The organism is Pseudomonas sp. A6, from assembly GCF_052367875.1.
Classification (GTDB): domain Bacteria; phylum Pseudomonadota; class Gammaproteobacteria; order Pseudomonadales; family Pseudomonadaceae; genus Pseudomonas; species Pseudomonas citronellolis.
Map to the genome: position 1 here is coordinate 4,111,958 of NZ_CP198970.1, position 17,051 is coordinate 4,129,008.

20 protein-coding genes are annotated in these 17,051 nt (G+C 69.0%); 7 read left to right on the forward strand and 13 right to left on the reverse strand.

Annotated features, from left to right (window positions below; all coding sequences use genetic code 11):
* Positions 1-116 precede the first annotated feature (116 nt).
* Entirely contained in the window at positions 117-434 is a 318-nt protein-coding gene (locus ACTWJ5_RS17995; protein WP_444436238.1) for a DUF2388 domain-containing protein, read from the reverse strand.
* 178 nt (positions 435-612) lie between these two features.
* On the opposite strand from ACTWJ5_RS17995, the gene ACTWJ5_RS18000 reads away from it, so the two are divergent.
* On the forward strand, positions 613-1,299 hold the full coding sequence (locus ACTWJ5_RS18000; protein ID WP_444436239.1) for a type 1 glutamine amidotransferase domain-containing protein: 687 nt from the start codon (positions 613-615) through the stop codon (positions 1,297-1,299).
* Here the strand turns inward: ACTWJ5_RS18000 and ACTWJ5_RS18005 are convergent.
* Positions 1,296-2,204, reverse strand: coding sequence for a universal stress protein (locus tag ACTWJ5_RS18005; protein WP_444436240.1), 909 nt, complete (start codon positions 2,202-2,204; stop codon positions 1,296-1,298). The genes ACTWJ5_RS18000 and ACTWJ5_RS18005 overlap by 4 nt on opposite strands.
* Before the next feature lie 190 nt (positions 2,205-2,394).
* Here ACTWJ5_RS18005 and ACTWJ5_RS18010 point away from each other — a divergent pair, with 190 nt between their 5' ends.
* Positions 2,395-2,961, forward strand: coding sequence for a phosphoribosyltransferase family protein (locus ACTWJ5_RS18010; RefSeq protein WP_009622377.1), 567 nt, complete (start codon positions 2,395-2,397; stop codon positions 2,959-2,961).
* A 2-nt stretch (positions 2,962-2,963) separates the two neighbouring features.
* Here the strand turns inward: ACTWJ5_RS18010 and ACTWJ5_RS18015 are convergent, their stop codons facing one another.
* The 4 genes from ACTWJ5_RS18015 to ACTWJ5_RS18030 all read right to left on the reverse strand — a co-directional run bounded on the left by ACTWJ5_RS18015 (position 2,964) and on the right by ACTWJ5_RS18030 (position 5,661).
* The gene (locus ACTWJ5_RS18015) at positions 2,964-3,635 is read right to left on the reverse strand and encodes a phosphoribosyltransferase (protein WP_253390365.1); all 672 of its coding nucleotides are present in this window, start codon (positions 3,633-3,635) and stop codon (positions 2,964-2,966) included.
* Between the two features lie 14 nt (positions 3,636-3,649).
* Positions 3,650-4,114 (reverse strand): CBS domain-containing protein, encoded by a 465-nt coding sequence (locus ACTWJ5_RS18020; RefSeq protein WP_058071656.1) that lies wholly within the window; start codon positions 4,112-4,114, stop codon positions 3,650-3,652.
* A 144-nt stretch (positions 4,115-4,258) separates the two neighbouring features.
* Positions 4,259-5,011: a fumarate/nitrate reduction transcriptional regulator Fnr gene (fnr, locus tag ACTWJ5_RS18025; RefSeq protein ID WP_061561876.1), complete on the reverse strand. Its 753-nt coding sequence runs from the start codon at positions 5,009-5,011 to the stop codon at positions 4,259-4,261.
* Between the two features lie 107 nt (positions 5,012-5,118).
* Positions 5,119-5,661: an Hsp20/alpha crystallin family protein gene (locus ACTWJ5_RS18030; RefSeq protein WP_043271710.1), complete on the reverse strand. Its 543-nt coding sequence runs from the start codon at positions 5,659-5,661 to the stop codon at positions 5,119-5,121.
* A gap of 205 nt (positions 5,662-5,866) precedes the next feature.
* Here ACTWJ5_RS18030 and ACTWJ5_RS18035 point away from each other — a divergent pair, with 205 nt between their 5' ends.
* Together ACTWJ5_RS18035 and ACTWJ5_RS18040 are read left to right on the forward strand one after the other, a co-directional pair.
* Positions 5,867-6,568, forward strand: coding sequence for a hypothetical protein (locus ACTWJ5_RS18035; RefSeq protein WP_444436241.1), 702 nt, complete (start codon positions 5,867-5,869; stop codon positions 6,566-6,568).
* A gap of 92 nt (positions 6,569-6,660) precedes the next feature.
* A complete protein-coding gene (locus ACTWJ5_RS18040) occupies positions 6,661-7,557 on the forward strand; it encodes a universal stress protein (protein ID WP_253390366.1) in 897 nt (298 codons plus the stop codon).
* Between the two features lie 80 nt (positions 7,558-7,637).
* Here the strand turns inward: ACTWJ5_RS18040 and ACTWJ5_RS18045 are convergent, their stop codons facing one another.
* From ACTWJ5_RS18045 to ACTWJ5_RS18055, 3 genes are all read right to left on the reverse strand, one after another.
* Positions 7,638-7,835: a hypothetical protein gene (locus ACTWJ5_RS18045; protein ID WP_074978648.1), complete on the reverse strand. Its 198-nt coding sequence runs from the start codon at positions 7,833-7,835 to the stop codon at positions 7,638-7,640.
* Between the two features lie 16 nt (positions 7,836-7,851).
* Positions 7,852-8,415: a GNAT family N-acetyltransferase gene (locus ACTWJ5_RS18050; RefSeq protein WP_009622394.1), complete on the reverse strand. Its 564-nt coding sequence runs from the start codon at positions 8,413-8,415 to the stop codon at positions 7,852-7,854.
* 176 nt (positions 8,416-8,591) lie between these two features.
* Positions 8,592-8,861, reverse strand: a complete 270-nt coding sequence (locus ACTWJ5_RS18055; protein ID WP_051879039.1) for a hypothetical protein — start codon at positions 8,859-8,861, stop codon at positions 8,592-8,594.
* A gap of 524 nt (positions 8,862-9,385) precedes the next feature.
* Between ACTWJ5_RS18055 and ACTWJ5_RS18060 the strand changes: the two genes are divergently transcribed.
* The 3 genes from ACTWJ5_RS18060 to ACTWJ5_RS18070 are packed head-to-tail and all read left to right on the forward strand — an operon-like array spanning position 9,386 to position 13,184.
* Positions 9,386-10,744, forward strand: a complete 1,359-nt coding sequence (locus tag ACTWJ5_RS18060) for a glutamine synthetase family protein (RefSeq protein WP_444436242.1) — start codon at positions 9,386-9,388, stop codon at positions 10,742-10,744.
* Between the two features lie 44 nt (positions 10,745-10,788).
* Complete coding sequence (locus ACTWJ5_RS18065; RefSeq protein WP_058071649.1) at positions 10,789-11,874, forward strand: polyamine ABC transporter substrate-binding protein; 1,086 nt, start codon at positions 10,789-10,791, stop codon at positions 11,872-11,874.
* Between the two features lie 14 nt (positions 11,875-11,888).
* On the forward strand, positions 11,889-13,184 hold the full coding sequence (locus tag ACTWJ5_RS18070; protein WP_444436243.1) for an NAD(P)/FAD-dependent oxidoreductase: 1,296 nt from the start codon (positions 11,889-11,891) through the stop codon (positions 13,182-13,184).
* 404 nt (positions 13,185-13,588) lie between these two features.
* Here the strand turns inward: ACTWJ5_RS18070 and ACTWJ5_RS18075 are convergent, their stop codons facing one another.
* The 4 genes from ACTWJ5_RS18075 to ACTWJ5_RS18090 all read right to left on the reverse strand — a co-directional run bounded on the left by ACTWJ5_RS18075 (position 13,589) and on the right by ACTWJ5_RS18090 (position 17,005).
* Entirely contained in the window at positions 13,589-14,470 is an 882-nt protein-coding gene (locus ACTWJ5_RS18075; RefSeq protein ID WP_444436244.1) for a helix-turn-helix domain-containing protein, read from the reverse strand.
* A 106-nt stretch (positions 14,471-14,576) separates the two neighbouring features.
* Entirely contained in the window at positions 14,577-15,770 is a 1,194-nt protein-coding gene (locus tag ACTWJ5_RS18080; RefSeq protein ID WP_444436245.1) for an MFS transporter, read from the reverse strand.
* Between the two features lie 103 nt (positions 15,771-15,873).
* A complete protein-coding gene (locus ACTWJ5_RS18085; protein WP_253390372.1) occupies positions 15,874-16,302 on the reverse strand; it encodes a nuclear transport factor 2 family protein in 429 nt (142 codons plus the stop codon).
* 142 nt (positions 16,303-16,444) lie between these two features.
* Complete coding sequence (locus ACTWJ5_RS18090; protein WP_444436246.1) at positions 16,445-17,005, reverse strand: GNAT family N-acetyltransferase; 561 nt, start codon at positions 17,003-17,005, stop codon at positions 16,445-16,447.
* Positions 17,006-17,051: the final 46 nt, after the last annotated feature.

Consider the following 17,051-nt stretch of genomic DNA (forward strand, 5'->3'; position numbering starts at 1 on the left):
GGCATCCTTGGCGGGAACGCCAAAAGAGTGAAAATGAGAAAGCGTCTCATTTTATTTCAATGCCGTGCATTTCCACAATGCGGACCTCGCCGGCCCCGCGCCCCGGCGAGCAGGGCTCAGCCCGGGCTGGCGATGGCCAGGGCCAGCTGCATGTCGCTCAGGCCGGAGCGCGGATGCGCCTCCCGGTAGAAGCGCAGCGCCTGTTCCAGCTGCGCGCCATGGATGCGCCCATCGGAGGCGATGTACGCCAGGGCATCGTCGCGAGCAGCCTGGTAGGTCCGCAGCGGCTGGCTGGTGGACTCGCTGAGCGCCGCGCTGCCCAGGCTGGTGGCGACGGTGAAGTGATCGGACGAGTTGCCTTTTCCGTCCATGGCCCCCGCCTGGCCGGCGGCGGCCAGTAGCGTGGCGATCAGCAATGGGCTTGCGCGTTTCAAGGCATGGCATCCTGCGGCAATGAACCCGCTCTTTTACCCTGCCCTGGCGCTGGTGGCCAGATCAGCCCCTTCATCTCCCATCCCCAGGCCCCTTGACCTTAAAGTTATATTCAAGCTTAGAGTTCCCCCACGCCGCTGATGCAGGCCGGCAAGGTCAACCACCGGGAAGGAAGGGCAAATGAGCAAGCGCATTCTCCACGTCGTCAGCAACGTCGCGCACTATGCCGACCCAGCCGACCCCACCGGCCTGTGGCTGTCGGAGCTAACCCACGCCTACGACCTGTTCGCCGCCAAGGGCTACGTGCAGCGGATCGTCAGCCCCAAGGGCGGCGTCACGCCGCTGGAGCCGCGCTCGCTCAAATGGCCGAACCGGGATGCCTCGGCCAAGGCCTGGCTGGCCGACGACGCCCACCGGGCGCTGCTCGCCAACACCGCCAAGCCCGAGGACATCGACCCGGCGGACTTCGATGCCATCTACTTCACCGGCGGGCACGCGGTGATGTGGGACTTCCCGGACGACGCCGGCCTGCAGCGCCTCACCCGCGACATCTACGAACGCGGGGGCATAGTCGCGTCGGTCTGCCACGGCTACTGCGGCCTGCTGAACACAACGCTGTCGGACGGCAGCCTGCTGGTGGCGGGGCGCAGGCTCACCGGCTTCTCCTGGCGCGAGGAAATCCTCGCCGGCGTGGCGAAGAAGATGCCCTACAACGCCGAAGAGCAAATGAAGCGGCGCGGCGCGCGCTACGAAAAGGCCCTGCTGCCGTTCGTGCCCAAGGTGGTGGTGGATGGCCGCCTGGTGACCGGCCAGAACCCGCAATCGGCGAAAGCCACGGCGCTGCGGGTGGCCGAGCTGCTGCGCTAGGCGCCCTGCTCGCCCGGCTGCAGCGCCAGCACGCTGCCCTGCACATGCTCGATCAGGTGCTCGGTGGTGCTGCCGATCAGCCTGTCCACGGCCCTGCGGTGGATGCGGCCCATCACGGTCACGTCGATGGCGTTCTGCTGGACGAAGTTCGCGATGCCGCGCACCGCCGTGCCCATCAGGAAGTGGCGGCGCTCTTCGGGCACGCCGTACTTGTCCGCCAGGGCGACGAAGGGCTTGTGCAGCGCGCCGCGCATCTCCTCGACCAGGTCGACCCAGGCCACGCCGCCCTCGCCGCCATTGGCCATGTAGGCCGGCATGCAGTCGTAGACGAACAGCAGGTGCAGCTCCGCGTCGCATTGCAGGGCCAGGCCGTTGGCGGCCGCGATGATCCTGTCGTTGATGCCGCTGAGCTGGGTCTGCGGGTCGGACGGGTCCACCGCCGCGACTATCTTGCGCGGCATCGGCTGGCGGATGTCGTTGACCAGCAGCAGGGGCGCCGGGCACTCCCGCAGCAGGTGCCAGTCCAGCGGGGTGACGAAGGAACGCTTGAGCGCCGGTTCGTGCCGCACGTCCTTGATCACCATGTCCGGCTGCAGTTCGCGGATGTCCTGGAGCATCTCCTCGCGCAGGTTGTCCGCCGCCACTACCGAGGCCGTGACCTCCAGCCCCCGCCCGCGCAGGGCCGCGCATTCGCCTTCCCAGGCCTTGCGCTGCGCCTGCACCAGGCTTTCGCGCGCCTGTTCCATGACCTTGCGGTCCAGCAGGAAGGTCGCGAAGGGCCCCACGTAGACGAGCACGTGCAAGGCCGCATTGCAGGCCGATGCCAGGGCGAGCGCGCGCTGCAGGCCGGGGGAATCGTGCTGCTCGGGGTGGGTCAGGAACAGGAGCTTGCGTGGCTGGCTCATAGCGCACCTCGTGGGTATCCGGCCACGCCGCCAGCGCGCCGGAAGGCAGGGGCCCGCATCGGGCTCGATGGGGTAACTACGGACGAGTTTCAGCCCCCTGGCCTGCGCCGGATTTGCGTTGGATCAAATTCGCCCCTCGCCCGACGCGCGATGGTGAAAGCCATGCCCGGCAACGGCCTGGAGGCCCACCATGGCGACCCCGAACGCTCCGCAACGCCTGACCCTGTACGACGCCCGGGAGTTGGATGCCGTGCTCCAGGCCATGGCGCAAAAGGCCGCCCCGCTGCTGCCCCCGGGCGAAAGCGCGCTGGTCGGCATAGTCCGGCGTGGCGAACCCCTGGCGCACCGGCTGCAGGAACACCTGGTGCAATGCGGCCACCCGCCCCTGCCCGTCCACGCCCTGAAGGTGAAGCGCTACGCCGACGACCTGAGCCTGCTGCACCCCGAGACGGAACTGACGGAGAACCCGCAACTGGCCGGCATGGACCTCAGCCGCACCACGCTGCTGGTGGTGGACGACGTGCTCTACGAAGGCCATTCGCTGCTGCGCGCCTGCGCCTACCTGGCCCAGCTCGGGGCGCGGCACGTGCTGGCCGGCGTGCTGGTGGACCGCTGCGTGAGCCGCCAACCGGTGCACGCCGACGTGGTGGGGTTGCGCCTGCAGGTGGCGCCGGACGACATCGTCGAATGCAACGTGCCGCCCTACGAGCCGGAGCTGCGCATCGACGTGCTGCGCCACGGCCGGCGCTGCACCTGAGGCTAGGCTTCGCCCGCCTCCCGCCGCCAGGCCCGTTGCAGCAGTTCCACCACCTCGGCGTCGGAAGTCTGGGAGAAGTCCAGGTACCAGCGGCCGATGGCGCTGAACGGCTCCGGGGTGAACGGGCAGACCACCTCGTCGACCTCGTTACGCAGCTCTTCCAGCACCTCCGCCGGCGCCACCGGCACGGCGACGACGATGGCCGCCGGCGCCTGCTGGCGTACCGCGCGCACGGCGGCCAGCATGGTGGCGCCGGTGGCCAGGCCGTCGTCGACCAGTAGCACCTGGCGGCCAGCCAGCGTCGGCACGGGCCGCTCCCCACGGTAGGCGCGCTCGCGCCGGTGCAGCTCGGCGCTTTCCCTGCGCTCCACCGTCTCCAGGGCGTGCGCGTCGACGCCATGCATCCGCAGCACGTCGTCATTCAGCACCCGCACGCCGCCGCTGGCGATGGCGCCCATGGCCAGCTCCGGGTACCAGGGCACGCCGAGCTTGCGCACGATCATCAGGTCCAGCTCCACGCCCAGTTCGCTGGCCACCTCATAGCCGACCGGCACGCCGCCGCGCGGCAGGGCCAGCACGATCGCCCCGGGGCGGCCCCGGTAGGCCGGCAGCAACCGCGCCAGGGCCTTGCCGGCAGCGGCGCGGTCGACGAAGGGAAGCGTCACGTCATGCATGGCAGCCACCTCGCCTAGTAGTCGGCTTCACGCTCGCCCTCTTCGCGCAGGTTCTGGAAGCCCACCAGCCGCGAGAGGTCGCGCAGGTTGTCGGCCAGCACGCCGAGCAGGTCGTCCGCCGAGACGATGCCCACCAGCAGCCCCTGCTCGTCGACCACCGGCATCCGCCGGATGCCGGCCTGGCGCATGCGGGTGATGACGTCGAACACATCGTCGCTTTCCTGGGCGGTGACCAGGTTGCGCAGCTGGATGTCGCCGGCCTGGATGCTGCCCGGCTCCGGCTCGTTGTTGGCGACCACCTCCAGCACGATGTCGCGGTCGGTGATGATGCCCACGGGCCGGTAGCGCTCGCGCTCCACCTGCTCGGCGAGCACCAGGTCGCCGACGTGGTATTCGCTCATCAACCGGGCGGCGGTCAGGATGGATACGGTAGGCGCCGCGATGACGACGTCGCGGTTGCAGTATTCGCCGATGGCCATGGCTCGTCTCCTGTGCGGGCAAGCGGACATTCGCTCGCCTTGCACGATGGGCGCGACGCCACGGCCCGACTTTGATCTCGATCAGATTGGCGCCGCGCCCGGCGCCCGCGCCGCGGCCAGCGGATGAACGGCCCGGGCCGCCGGCTACGGGCGGCCCGCCGCGCGCTCCGGCTGCGCTTCCAGGCCGCTCATCCGGCACAGGCCCTGGCGGTCGAGCAGGCGCACCTCGCGCCCGTGGCAGTCGATCAGGCCGGTCTGCACGAAACGGGTGAACAGCCGGCTGACCGTCTCCATGGTGAGGTCCAGGTAGTTGCCGATGTCGCCGCGACTCATCGGCAGGGTGAAGCGGTCCTGCGACAGGCCGCGCTGCTGGTAGCGGGCCGACAGGCCGAGGAGGAAGCCGGCCAGGCGCTGTTCGGCGCGCTCGCGGCTGCAACGGATGTGCGCGTACTCGCCCTGGATGCCCTGGCTGAGGATGTGCAGCAGTTGGTGGCGCAGGCCGGGGATGCGCCCGGACAGGTCCTCCAGCTGTTCCAGGCCGATGCTGCACACCATGGAAACCTCCAGCGCCACCGCATAGCCCGGGAAGCGCGGCGAGCCGATGGCGTCCAGCCCCAGCATCTCGCCCGGCAGCACGAAGCCGGTCACCTGTTCGCCGCCGTTGGCGTCGAGCAGGTAGCTCTTCAGCGCCCCGGAGCGCACGGCGAACACGTGCTGCATCGGCTCGTCGGCGCGGAACAGGTACTCACCCTTCTGCAGGGGGCGGCTGCGCCGGACGATGCGGTCCAGCTCTTCGACCTCGCCGTCGCTGAGGCTCGCCGGCAGGCACAGGCGGCTCAACGAACACGCCTGGCAGTTGACCTGCGGGCGCGGCGGGGAGCGGTAAGCGTCGGACATGGCGGCGCCTCCGGCAATAAGGGGATTTTCCCACTATAGCCGCTGCGCTTGGCCGCGCCGCCCCATTCGACGAAGGGGCACGCCTGCCGCCAGGCGCGCCCCCCGCATCAATCGCCGTTCTTCACCGGGATGACCTTCTCCGGGTGCACCGCCTCGGCGCGCTTGGGCAAATGCACCTGCAGCACGCCCTTGGAGAACTGCGCGTGGACCTTCTCCGCGTCCACTTCCTTGGGCAGCCGGAACACCCGCTCGAAGCTGCCGTAGTGGCGTTCCGACAGGTGGTACTCCTTGCGCTTCTCGTCCTTCTCTTCCTTCTTCTCGCCCTTGATGACCAGGTTGCCGTTGGCCAGCTTCACTTCGATGTCCTTCTCATCCATGCCGGGCAGCTCGGCGCTGATGCGGTACTCCTCGGCCTGCTCGCTGACGTCCACCGCGGGCAGGCCGCGGCTGAACGGCTCGCGCCGCCAGAACGGCTCCACGTCGAAGGCGCTGTGGCCGAAGGGCAGGCGCAGCGGCGTGCGGCCGAAGTCGTCGAACAGGCTGTCGATCTGCCGTCGCAGCGTATCGAAGGGGCTGGCGCCGGGGGTTGGCGCCTTGGCCGGTTGGCTGGGGGACGGCGTGACGGGGACTTGCTTCGCGGGGTCGGACATGGGGAATTCCTCCGCTGGATGAACCGCCTCGGAAATGGGGCGAATCGATTCTGCGACGGCCATGGCGGCTGTCCTTGATCCCGGTCAAAACGCCGGCTTCGGCCCCCGCGGCGCAGAACTTGATGGCGGTCAAGGCGGCCCGGCCCGCGGCGCCTAGCCTGACCCGAAACGACGCGTCTGGTCGACCTCGCCAAGGGGGCGCGCAATGGAACGGGTACGGCTACTGGAAGTGCTTTGCCTGCCGGGCACCGGGCAATGCCTGCGCCTGCTGCTGGAGGACGACGCGGGCAGCGCCGTCATACCCGGCCAGTATTGCCTGCTGGGCGTGCATGGCGGGGCCCTGCAGCCGTGCAGCTACATCAGCCTGCCGGAGCACCACGGGCCGTTCATCGTCAGCGCCAGCCACCCCGGCCGGTTCGCGGCCACGGACGGCTGGCTGGACTACCGCGGCCCCTTGGGCGTCGGCTGGCCCCTGCCGCTGCGCGCCGGCCGGCTGCTGGTGGTGGCCAGCGGCAACGGCCTGCTGTCGGTGGCGGCGGCGATCGACGAACTGGCCTGCTGGATGCCCACGCTGCGCCTGGACCTGATCGCCGATGCCGCCAGCCTGGCGGGCCTGCCCGAGGAATGCCGGCGCTGGCTGCACTCGCTGGGCCTGCTCGACGAAAGGGTCCACGGCGCCTGCCTGCTGGAACGCCTGCACCGGCAGCTGCTGGAGCGGTTGCCCGACGTGGTGTTCTGCGCCACCCCGGATTTTCTCGGCCGCAGCGCGGCCCAGGCGTGCCTGCGCAGCGGGGTGCCGGCGGCGAGCATCTGGCTGCGCAACGAGCGCCTGCAGTCGCCGCCCCCGGCCGAAGGACCGGTGGTCCGCTTCGACCGCCTGCCGCCCCCTCTCCACCAGCGTTCTTGATGCGCATCAAAGTGCCCGCACGCGCCCCGGCCCAGGCTCACAGCCACCCAGCCCGCGCCGCCCGTGGCGCGGGCGCCGCTGCGGAGACCGCCATGAACGCCTACTCGCGCCTGCTCCTGATCTGCGACACCCACCAGCACTATTCCGCCGCCATGGCCCGCGCCCAGGCCCTGGCCGGCTCCGCCGGCGCCAGCCTGCACATGCTGATGATCGACAGCCTGGCGCCAGCCCTGAACACCCTCGACTACGACCTGCAGCAACGCGCCCGCAACACCATCCAGGAGCGGCACCAGGCCTGGCTCGACGACCAGGTGGAGCTGCTGCGCGGGCGCGGCATCGAGGCCAGCGCCGAGGCGGTGTGGAGCGACGACCCGCTGCAGGAAGTCCTGCGCCGGGTGCGCGAACGCGGCTTCGACCTGCTGATCAAGGACGTCCACTACGAAACGGCCGTGAGCCGGGCGCTGATGACGCCGCTGGACTGGCAACTGCTGCGCCAGTGCGCGGTGCCGCTGCACCTGGTGAGCCACGCGGAGCATCCCCTGCCGCGCAAGGTGGTGGCGGCGCTGGACCTGTCCCAGGACGACACCCGCGTCGACGAACTGAACGAACGCATCGTCGAATCGGCCCAGCAGCTCGCGCTGCAATGCGACGCCGAGCTACACCTGCTGCAGGCCTACGACCTGAGCAGCAGCTTCCTCGCCTATGCCGTGGGGCCGGTGGCCTGGACCAGCGAAATCCAGGAGCAGATGAGCGGCCGCGCCACCGAGCGCATGCAGCGCCTGGGCGAGCGCTTCGGCATCGAGCAGAAGTGCCTGCACCTTATCAAGGGCGCGGCCAACCGCGTCATCGCCGAATTCGTCGACGACTACCGGATGGATGTGGTGGTCATGGGCACCCTCTACCACGCCGGGCTGGCGAAGATCGTCGGCAGCACCACCGAGCAGGCGCTGTACCGGGTGCACTCCAGCATCCTGGCGATACGCCCCTGAACGGCCGGTGAGCGGCCGCCCCTTGTGGGCGGCCAGGAGGGCCCACGGCGCGCCGGCCGTGACCGCGGCCCGTGGAAGGCTCAGCCCGCGCGGCGCTGGGCCTGGCGCTTCTCGGCGTCGCGGCGCTGCGCCTCGGCCAGCACGTGGGGCGCGGCGATGCGCTGCTGCAGGCGCTCAAGGTAGGCGTTGGCCTGCTCCGCGTTGCGGAAAGGCACGCGGAACTGGTCGAGCTGGACGTAGCAGCGCCCGTCGCCGGTGCACAGCAGTTGGATGTGCATGGCTGCCTCCCCCGCTTCAGGTCGCCGGTTGCAGCTGCAGGGTATGGATGGTCTGCGTGGGGTCTTCGGGGTCCTGGTGGCTGCTGAAGCCGAGGAAGCGCACCAGCTCGTGCATCGGCGCGTTGGCCGCCGAATCGATCGAATACATCTGCGTCATGCCGTTGCGCCGGGCGGTTTCGATCAGGTGGCGCATGAGGGCCACCCCCAGGCCGCGGTGCCGCCAGTCATCGGCCACCGTCACCGCGCACTCGCAATGGCCGGCGTCGGCGCCGCGGGCGTAGCGGCTGACGCCCACTTCCACCAGCTCGCCGTCCTGGTGCACCAGGGCGATGTAGGCGGCGCTGTCGTGGAAGTCCACCGTCATCAACTGGTCGAGCAGCGCCGGGCTGACCTCGCGCATGCTGCACAGGAAGCGGAAATGCCGCGCCTCCGGCGACAGCCGGGCGATGAAGTCCGCCTCGCGCTGGCGGTCTTCCGCGCGCAACGGCCGGATCAGAACATGGCTGCCGTCGGGCAGGGCCTCGACCCAATGCTCGTCGGGGGCTTCGGTGGTGGGCTGTGAAGGCTGGGTGGTGGGCATGGAAACCTCCTGGCGTGGCGCCGGCGTGGGAAGGAACCGCCGGGTCACTTGTACGCCGCGGGGCGAACGGAAGTTTGACCACGATCAAATCACGGGGAGGACGACGCTGCCGGCGGTCGAACGGTACGCCGCCAGCGCCGCCCCGTCATGGCCCCGGCGCGCCCGGGGCCGGGGCATTACCCTCGCTTGACCTGCGCCAGCTCGTACAGCTGCCGCGCTTCCGCCGCCAGCGGCGCAAGCGCGGCAGCCATGCGGGCCTGGAGGTGGGTCAGGGGCATTTCGTCGGCGCTGTCCTCCAGCATGTGCAGCAGGTCTTCCAGCGCGCTCAGGCGGCGGACGGCGGCTTCGTGGAGGTGGTCGGCGGGGGCGTTGGGGTTGACGTACAGCACGTCGTCGTGGGGCTCGGTGGCCGGGCTTAGGGGGATAAGGGGAACGAGGTCAGCCATGACGGACCTCCTGGAGGGTGCTGCGGGGGTGTTGCTTGGACTGAACGACAAGGCAGTGCATGTTCCATCTTGCTCCTCTATGGGATAAGGGAGCCGCCTCCTGGAAGGGAGAGGCGGACCGTGCCAGGGTAGGAATACCGTCACAAGACAACCGGCAGGCCGAAGCCTCCTCGCACGGTCCGCCATGGAACCGCAGGGCCTTGGATACACGTCTGCCCTGCGGCAATGGCGCTACCGCACGTCTTGCGATATTCCGGGGTTCCTACGCCCCACCACGGGCGAACCGTGGCAGACGGAATCTACGGATGCGCCTTGTAAGGGCTCAAGGCAGTTGCCGCGACGGAAACTTCCCCTGATTCCGCCCGAAGAATCGCCACAAGTCCCCGCCCTGCGCCCCCCGCGGCCTCAAGCGTGCGGAAAGTGGATAGAACGCCCCCGCCCGGCGGACGAAACTAGCCCCGCGGCCAGGCAGCGCCACGCTGCCGGCGCCCCCACCCAGAACCCATGAACCATCCGAGGCTTGTATGAGCACCCCCGCCGAGCAACTGGAGCAACGGCTGAAGCAACAGAAAATCACCGAAGTCGAATGCGTGGTCAGCGACCTGACCGGCATCGCCCGCGGCAAGATTTCCCCCACCAACAAGTTCCTCGGCGAAGGGGGCATGCGGCTCCCGGAAAGTGTGCTGCTGCAGACCGTCACCGGCGATTTCGTCGATGACGACGTCTATTACGAGCTGCTGGACGAAGCCGACATCGACATGGTCTGCAAGCCCGACCCGGACGCCATCTTCCTGGTGCCCTGGGCGCTGGAGCCGACCGCGATGGTCATCCACGACACCTTCGACAAGTACGGCAACCCCATCGAGCTGTCGCCGCGCAACGTGCTCAAGCGCGTGCTCAAGCTGTACGCCGACAAGGGCTGGAGCCCGGTGGTGGCGCCGGAGATGGAGTTCTACCTGACCAAGCGCAGCAGCGACCCGGACTTTCCCCTGGAAGCCCCGGTGGGCCGCTCGGGCCGCGCCGAGAGCGGCCGGCAGAGCTTCTCCATCGACGCCGCCAACGAGTTCGACCCGCTGTTCGAGGACGTCTACGACTGGTGCGAACTGCAGGGCCTGGACCTGGACACGCTGATCCACGAGGACGGCCCGGCGCAGATGGAGATCAACTTCCGCCACGGCGACGCGCTGAGCCTGGCCGACCAGATCACCGTGTTCAAGCGCACCATGCGCGAGGCCGCGCTCAAGCACGACGTGAGCGCCACCTTCATGGCCAAGCCGATCACCGACGAGCCCGGCAGCGCCATGCACATCCACCAGAGCGTGCTGGACATCGCCACCGGCAAAAACGTCTTCGCCAACGAGGACGGCTCCATGAGCGAGCTGTTCCTGCACTTCATCGGCGGCCTGCAGAAGTACATCCCCAAGGTGCTGCCGATGTTCGCGCCGAACGTGAACTCCTTCCGCCGCTTCCTGCCGGACACTTCCGCGCCGGTGAACGTCGAGTGGGGCGAAGAGAACCGCACCGTGGGCCTGCGCGTGCCGGCCGCCCCGCCCGCGGCCATGCGCGTGGAGAACCGCCTGCCCGGCGCCGACGCCAACCCCTACCTGGCGCTGGCCGCCAGCCTGCTGTGCGGCTACCTGGGCATGATCGAGCGGCTGAACCCCAGCGCGCCGGTGCAGGGCCGCGCCTACGAGCGCCGCAACCTGCGCCTGCCGATCACCATCGAGGACGCCCTGGCGCAGATGGAAGACTGCGAGGTGCTCGGCGAATACCTGGGCCGCAAGTTCGTGCAGGGCTACGTCGCGGTGAAGCGCACCGAGCACGAGAACTACAAGCGGGTGATCAGTTCCTGGGAGCGCGAGTTCCTGCTGCTGAGCGTCTGATCCGCCCTTTTTGCCTCAACCACAACAACAATTCAGGAGTCGTCATGAGACTGCTGCGCTACCTTGCGCCCTTCGCCCTGGCCACGCTGGCCGCGGGCGCCCACGCCGAACCGACCGTCAGCGTGTACAACTGGACCGACTACATCGCCCCGGACACCCTCGGCGGCTTCCAGAAGGCCACCGGCATCAAGCCGGTCTACGACGTCTTCGATTCCAACGAAACCCTGGAAGGCAAGCTGCTGGCCGGCCGCTCCGGCTACGACGTGGTGGTGCCCTCCAACCACTTCCTCACCCGCCAGGTGCAGGCCGGGGTGTTCCTGGAGCTGGACCGCAGCAAGCTGCCGAACTGGAAGCACCTGGACCCGCGGCTGCTCAAGCTGCTGGAGCAGAACGACCCGGGCAACAAGCACTCGGTGCCCTACCTGTGGGGCACCAACGGCATCGGCTACAACGTGGCGAAGGTCAAGCAGGTGCTGGGCGTCGACCGCATCGATTCCTGGGCGGTGCTGTTCGAGCCGGAGAACATCAAGAAGCTCAGCGCCTGCGGGGTGGCCTTCATGGACTCGCCCGACGAGATGATCCCCTCGGTGCTCAACTACCTGGGCCTGGACCCCAACAGCACCAACCCGGCGGACTACCCGAAGGCCGAGGCCAAGCTGGCGGCGGTGCGCCCCTACGTCACCTACTTCCATTCCTCGAAGTACATCTCGGACCTGGCCAACGGCAACATCTGCGTGGCCTTCGGCTACTCCGGCGATGTGTTCCAGGCCGCCGCGCGGGCCCGGGAGGCGAAGAACGGCATCGAGATCGCCTACGCCATTCCCAAGGAAGGCGCGAACCTGTGGTTCGACCTGATGGCCATTCCCTCGGACGCGACGCACCCCGAGCAGGCCCTGGCCTTCATCAACTACGTTCTCGATCCGCAGGTGATCGCCGGCATCAGCGAGTACGTCGGCTACCCCAGCGCCAACGCCGACGCCAAGGCGCTGCTGCCCGCCCAGATGCAGAACGACCCCGAGGTCTACCCGAGCCAGCAGGTACTGGACAAGCTGTACATCGCCAAGGCGCCGCCGCCCAAGATCATGCGCCTGATGACCCGCAGCTGGAGCAAGATCAAGTTCAACCAATGAAGCGAGAGCGAGCCATGAGCCACACCGACGAGCAGGTCGCGTCCTACTACGCCGCCAGCGCCCGGGACAAACAGCCCTACCCTGCGCTGGAGGGCGAGGTTCGCGCGGACGTCTGCGTCGTCGGCGGCGGGCTCACCGGCGTCAACACCGCGCTGGAGCTGGCCCAGCGCGGCCTCGGCGTGGTGCTGCTGGAGGCCCGCTGCATCGGCTGGGGCGCCAGCGGGCGCAACGGCGGCCAGCTGATCCGCGGCATCGGCCACGACGTCAGCGGCTTCGCCAAGTACGTCGGCGAGGAAGGCGTGCGCTACCTGGAGCGGGCCGGCAGCGAGTCGGTGGAGCTGGTGGCGCAGCGCATCCGCGACCTGGCCATCGAATGCGACCTGCGCTGGGGCTTCTGCGAGCTGGCCAACACCCCGGCGCAGTATGCCGGCCTGGTGGAGGAGCACGCCCAGCTGAGCACCCAGGGCTACCCGCACGAAACGCGTCTGGTGGCGCCGGAGCGCATCCGCGAGGTGGTGGCCAGCGACCAGTACGCCGGCGGCCTGGTGGACATGGGCTCCGGGCACCTGCACCCGCTCGACCTGGTGCGCGCCGAGGCCCGCGCGGCGGCCGCCCTGGGCGCCAGGGTGTTCGAGCGCAGCCCCGCCCTGCGCATCGAGCACGGCCGCCAGGTGGTGGTGCACTGCGCGCGGGGCCGGGTGCTGGCCGCCAACCTGGTGCTCGGCTGCAACGCGCACCTGGAAGAACTGGAACCGCGCCTGACCGGCAAGGTGCTGCCCGCCGGCAGCTACGTGGTGGCCAGCGAGCCGCTGCCCGAGGCGCTGGCGGCGCAGCTGATCCCGCAGAACATGGCGCTGTGCGACCAGAAGGTGGGGCTGGACTACTACCGCCTGACGGCCGACCGACGCCTGCTGTTCGGCGGCGCCTGCCACTATTCCGGGCGCGACCCGAAGGACATCGGCGCCTACATGCGGCCGAAGGTGCTCAAGGTGTTCCCGCAACTGGCGGACGTAAGGCTGGACTACCAGTGGGGCGGCATGATCGGCATCACCGCCAACCGCTTCCCCCAGGTGGGGCGGCTCAAGGCGTACCCGAACGTGTTCTTCGCCCAGGGCTACTCCGGCCACGGGCTGAACGTCACGCACTGGTCGGCGAAGCTGCTGGCGGAGGCCATCCACAGCGGCCACAGCCAGGGCCTGGACCTGTTCAGCGCGGTGCCGCACCTGACCTTCCCCGGCGGCAAGCTGCTGCGCTCGCCGCTGCTGGCGCTGGGCATGGCCTGGTACCGGATACGCGAGAAGCTGGGCTGAGGCCGCGCCGAAATGCTCTTCGTAGGAGCGAGCTTGCTCGCGAACAGACTCCGCTGCGGGGCTCATTCGCGAGCAAGCTCGCTCCTACGAGAAGCCGTACACCCTCCGGCAAACACAACACCCGTAGGATGGGTTGAGCGAAGCGATACCCATCATTTCTTTGCGTGGCGCGAAGAGCTTTTCGTAGGAGCGAGCTTGCTCGCGAACGGTGTTTCCCGGTGGCGTAGGTGCTGGGCACAAGAGCCCCTCTCCCCAACCCTCTCCCTGAAGGGAGAGGGGGCTGTCCTGAGTGCGCTGGTAGTCCGACGCCATCCTCGCACCCCGCCTTTCCCACACCGTAGGGCGCATAACCGTTCGCGGTTATCCGCCGCTGGCCGAAACGCCGATGCCCGGGGTGAACGGCACTAAGGCCGAGCACCCTGCCTGACAGTAGCCTTGGGATACTCACCAAACAGCGCGTGGTAAGACTGGGAGAAGCGTCCCAGGTGCCAGAACGACCACTTCATCGCCACCTCGGCGACGGTCATGCCCGACTCGGCGGCGCCCAGCAGGTCGCGGCGGGCGGCGTTCAGGCGGCGGTTGCGCAGCCAGGCGATGGGCGGCATGCCGGCGTAACGCAGGAAGGATTGCTGCAGGGTGCGCGGCGAGACGCCCGCCTTCGCGGCCAGCTCGGCCATGGCGAAGTTTTCCTCGGGGCAATCGTTCACCACGTCCTTGACCCGCTGCACCACGCGCTTGGCCTGGACGATGGAGCGCGAACGCTGCTCGTCGCCGGCCGGCGCCTCGCAGAGCAGGGAGAAGCAATTGGCGACGATGGCCTGCGCCACGCCGGGGGCCTCCACCGGGTACCGCCCGGCGCCTGCGCCGACGAGCAGGTCGCTCAGCGAAGCCGCCAGCGAGCGGCAGCCGTCGGAGCGCAGGGGCGTCAGCACCAGGTCGGTGAAGTCGTCCAGCGCCTGGCCCCACTGCCCCGCCTGCTTGATCACCACCGCCACCTCGCGGTAGTTCTCCGGCGTGACCCAGGCGTTGCGCGTCTCGCCATCGAGCAGATAGAGGGTGTTCTCCGACATGTCGAAGCTGAACACCAGCGCGCCGGGCGGCGCGTGGAACTCCTGCTCCACGCGCAGGTTCATCTGCTCCTCGTAGAGCTCGATGCCCTCGACCTCGGCATGCAGGATGCGCCCGGCGAAACGCCCGGCGGACATCTGCGTGTACTGCTGCTCCCAACCCGGAATGGCTATCCGCTGCTGATCGACTTCCTGCGCTTCGACAACCCTGATCACCATACCCGGGGCCTGTGTTCTTCTTAGGCCGCGAAGGCTATCAATGGCGGCGAAGGTGGTGCAAGCGGCAACCCGTGCCGGCGGGCCCGGAAGGCGGCGGTTCCGGCATTCAGGCCTGCCGGGCGGCCGGCAGCGCCGCGCCCAGGCGGTAGAACACCCCGCCGGCGACGACGAAGGCGCCCAGCATCACGAACATCCAGTGCGCCGGCAGGCTCGCCAGCACCCAGCCGCAGAGCACCGGCCCCAGGGCGCCGCCGAGGTTGGAGAGGTTCTGCGCGCCGTAGTACATGCCGCGCAGCTGCGGCGGGGCGATGCGGTCGATGAACATGTATTCGGCGGGGAACACGATGATCTCGCCCAGGGTGAACACCGCCATCGCCAACACCCAGTGCAGCACGCTGGTGGACAGCGCGAAGCCGACCACCCCGGCCAGGAACAGCGCCAGCCCGGCCAGCAGCCAGGTTTCCAGGCGGTTTTCGTCGATGCGCCGGCCCAGCGGGTACTGCAGGGCGATCACCACCAAGGCGTTGACCGCCACCACGGTGCTGATGACCTGGTAGGCCACCTCGGCGCTGCGGGTGGTGACCAGGTACTGCGAGAGGTAGGCGGTGAACTGGCCGAACACCACCGCGCTGAGCACCCCACCGAGGGTGAAGCAGACCAGGCGCCGGTCATCCAGCAGCACGCGGCCCAGGGCCAGGAAGGACACCGGCGCCTGCCCCGCTGGGGCCGGGCGCTGGCTGCGCTCGCCGTAGCCCAGGTACAGCAGCAGGAAGCCGGCGCCGAGCAGTGCGGAGACCACGAACGGCAGCTTCGGCGCCCAGTGGGCCAGCCCGGCGCCGAGGAAGGGGCCGACGGCATAGCCGATGTTGATGAAGGTGTAGCGGATGGAGAAGGCGCGGCCCTGCTCCTGCGCCGGCAGCAGGCGGCCGAAGCTCGCCTTCACCACCACGTCCACCGCCGAATAGGCGAAGTTGAAGGCCACCAGGAAGCCGAAGAACAGCCAGAGGTTGGCGGTGAGGCACATGCCGACGAAGCCGGCGATGAAGCACGCCGTGTATCCCAGGATCAGTCCGCGGCTGGACAGGCGGTCGGTCAGGTAGCCGCCGTATAGGCTCAGCACGGAGCCGGCGATCAGCGCGCCGCCGACGATGGCGCCGATGCGGGCGATCGGCAGGGCGAAGGCCGAGGACAGGTAGACGACCAGGAACGGCAGGCTGATGGCTCGCCCCAGGGTCAGGACGAAGGTGGCGCAGAACAGCAGGTTCACCGACCGCGGGTAACGCTTGAGTGCAGCGAGCATCCTTGTTCACTCGGCTGGAAGGACAACCGCCTCAGCCTAGCACAGGGCGCCGCCGCACCCGGGGTTCGGCCCGGCGCGTATGCCGGGCCGATGGGGTTTCCGGTCAGGCCTTGGCCGTCGCCAGGTAGGCGCCCACGCGCCGGCCCATTTCCTCGCCCAGGGCCTGCAGGCCGCTCATGGGGCGCACCATGACTTCGAACTCGACGATGCGGCCCTGCTCGTCGAAGCGGATCATGTCGATGCCCTTGAGGTCGCGGCCGTTGACCTTGGCGCTGAACTCCAGCACCACGCTCAGGCCGTCGGCGCTGGCCAGCTCGCGGTGGTAGGTGAAGTCGGCAAAGACCTGCAGCACGGTGTTGAGGATGGTCGCCGCCACCTTCGCGCCCGGGTAGGGCGTGTGCGCCATGGGCGAGCGGAACACCACGTCCTCGGCCAGCAGTTCGGGCAGGGCGCCGAAGTCGCGCTGCGCGATCATGCGGTGCCAGTGCTGGAGGGAGGCGGCAGCCCGGGGTTGCAGTTGCAATTCGCTCATCATCGGTTCCTCTGTCTCGTCGTTCTTGTAATGCAGGGCCATCCGGCAGCGCCGGACGCTGTGGTCAGAGGAACCATAAGACCGGCCCCGGCGCGGCTCAATGATCGCAAATGACAGACCTATGACCCGCGCGCACAGCGGCTCAGTGGATGGCCGGCGTCACCAGGTAGCTCAGCAGTTGCTCGTCGTCGCCCGGCTCGATGGCCCGCGCCGGCCGCGGCAGTTCGGCCAGCACCGCCTGCCAGAAGGCCCGGGCCGTTTCGTCCTGGCGGTAGAAGTGCACCAGCCAGGCGCCCTCCCCGCGCGTCAGCACCTGGGTCGCCACAGCGCGGCCGATGCCCTGGCGGCGGTACTTCTTCAGGATGAACAGGTCGGCCAGCTCCAGGGCATCGATGCCCGGCAGCTCGCTGCGTTCGATGAGCACGAAGCCGGCGATGAAGCCGTCGACCAGCACCAGCTCGGCGCTCCACTGCGGCGCCTGCCAGTAGCGCGCCAGGTGTTCCTCGTGGATGTAGAAGCGGCCGTCGGCCTCGACGTCTTCCTGCTCCCAGTCCGAGGACTCGTAGGCATAGAACTGGTAGAGGTTGCGGATCAGCTCGCTGTGCTCGGGGCCGGTCCGCAGCAGCTCGACGGTGGTGGTGCTCATGGGCGGTGCTCGCGGGTGGCGGTCATGGGGTGCTCGGTGTCTGGCGCGGGCGCGCATTCTTCACCAAAGCGCGCGCCGGTGCCAGCGCGGGGCACCGGACACA

What these genes read in the sequence shown, in the direction of transcription:
- ACTWJ5_RS18000 (WP_444436239.1), top strand. Translation starts at nt 613, where the DNA reads ATGAGCAAGCGCATTCTCCACGTCGTCAGCAACGTCGCGCACTATGCC.
- ACTWJ5_RS18005 (WP_444436240.1), bottom strand. Translation starts at nt 2,204, where the DNA reads ATGAGCCAGCCACGCAAGCTCCTGTTCCTGACCCACCCCGAGCAGCAC.
- ACTWJ5_RS18010 (WP_009622377.1), top strand. Translation starts at nt 2,395, where the DNA reads ATGGCGACCCCGAACGCTCCGCAACGCCTGACCCTGTACGACGCCCGG.
- ACTWJ5_RS18015 (WP_253390365.1), bottom strand. Translation starts at nt 3,635, where the DNA reads ATGCATGACGTGACGCTTCCCTTCGTCGACCGCGCCGCTGCCGGCAAG.
- ACTWJ5_RS18020 (WP_058071656.1), bottom strand. Translation starts at nt 4,114, where the DNA reads ATGGCCATCGGCGAATACTGCAACCGCGACGTCGTCATCGCGGCGCCT.
- fnr (WP_061561876.1), bottom strand. Translation starts at nt 5,011, where the DNA reads ATGTCCGACGCTTACCGCTCCCCGCCGCGCCCGCAGGTCAACTGCCAG.
- ACTWJ5_RS18030 (WP_043271710.1), bottom strand. Translation starts at nt 5,661, where the DNA reads ATGTCCGACCCCGCGAAGCAAGTCCCCGTCACGCCGTCCCCCAGCCAA.
- ACTWJ5_RS18035 (WP_444436241.1), top strand. Translation starts at nt 5,867, where the DNA reads ATGGAACGGGTACGGCTACTGGAAGTGCTTTGCCTGCCGGGCACCGGG.
- ACTWJ5_RS18040 (WP_253390366.1), top strand. Translation starts at nt 6,661, where the DNA reads ATGAACGCCTACTCGCGCCTGCTCCTGATCTGCGACACCCACCAGCAC.
- ACTWJ5_RS18045 (WP_074978648.1), bottom strand. Translation starts at nt 7,835, where the DNA reads ATGCACATCCAACTGCTGTGCACCGGCGACGGGCGCTGCTACGTCCAG.
- ACTWJ5_RS18050 (WP_009622394.1), bottom strand. Translation starts at nt 8,415, where the DNA reads ATGCCCACCACCCAGCCTTCACAGCCCACCACCGAAGCCCCCGACGAG.
- ACTWJ5_RS18055 (WP_051879039.1), bottom strand. Translation starts at nt 8,861, where the DNA reads ATGGCTGACCTCGTTCCCCTTATCCCCCTAAGCCCGGCCACCGAGCCC.
- ACTWJ5_RS18060 (WP_444436242.1), top strand. Translation starts at nt 9,386, where the DNA reads ATGAGCACCCCCGCCGAGCAACTGGAGCAACGGCTGAAGCAACAGAAA.
- ACTWJ5_RS18065 (WP_058071649.1), top strand. Translation starts at nt 10,789, where the DNA reads ATGAGACTGCTGCGCTACCTTGCGCCCTTCGCCCTGGCCACGCTGGCC.
- ACTWJ5_RS18070 (WP_444436243.1), top strand. Translation starts at nt 11,889, where the DNA reads ATGAGCCACACCGACGAGCAGGTCGCGTCCTACTACGCCGCCAGCGCC.
- ACTWJ5_RS18075 (WP_444436244.1), bottom strand. Translation starts at nt 14,470, where the DNA reads ATGGTGATCAGGGTTGTCGAAGCGCAGGAAGTCGATCAGCAGCGGATA.
- ACTWJ5_RS18080 (WP_444436245.1), bottom strand. Translation starts at nt 15,770, where the DNA reads ATGCTCGCTGCACTCAAGCGTTACCCGCGGTCGGTGAACCTGCTGTTC.
- ACTWJ5_RS18085 (WP_253390372.1), bottom strand. Translation starts at nt 16,302, where the DNA reads ATGAGCGAATTGCAACTGCAACCCCGGGCTGCCGCCTCCCTCCAGCAC.
- ACTWJ5_RS18090 (WP_444436246.1), bottom strand. Translation starts at nt 17,005, where the DNA reads ATGCGCGCCCGCGCCAGACACCGAGCACCCCATGACCGCCACCCGCGA.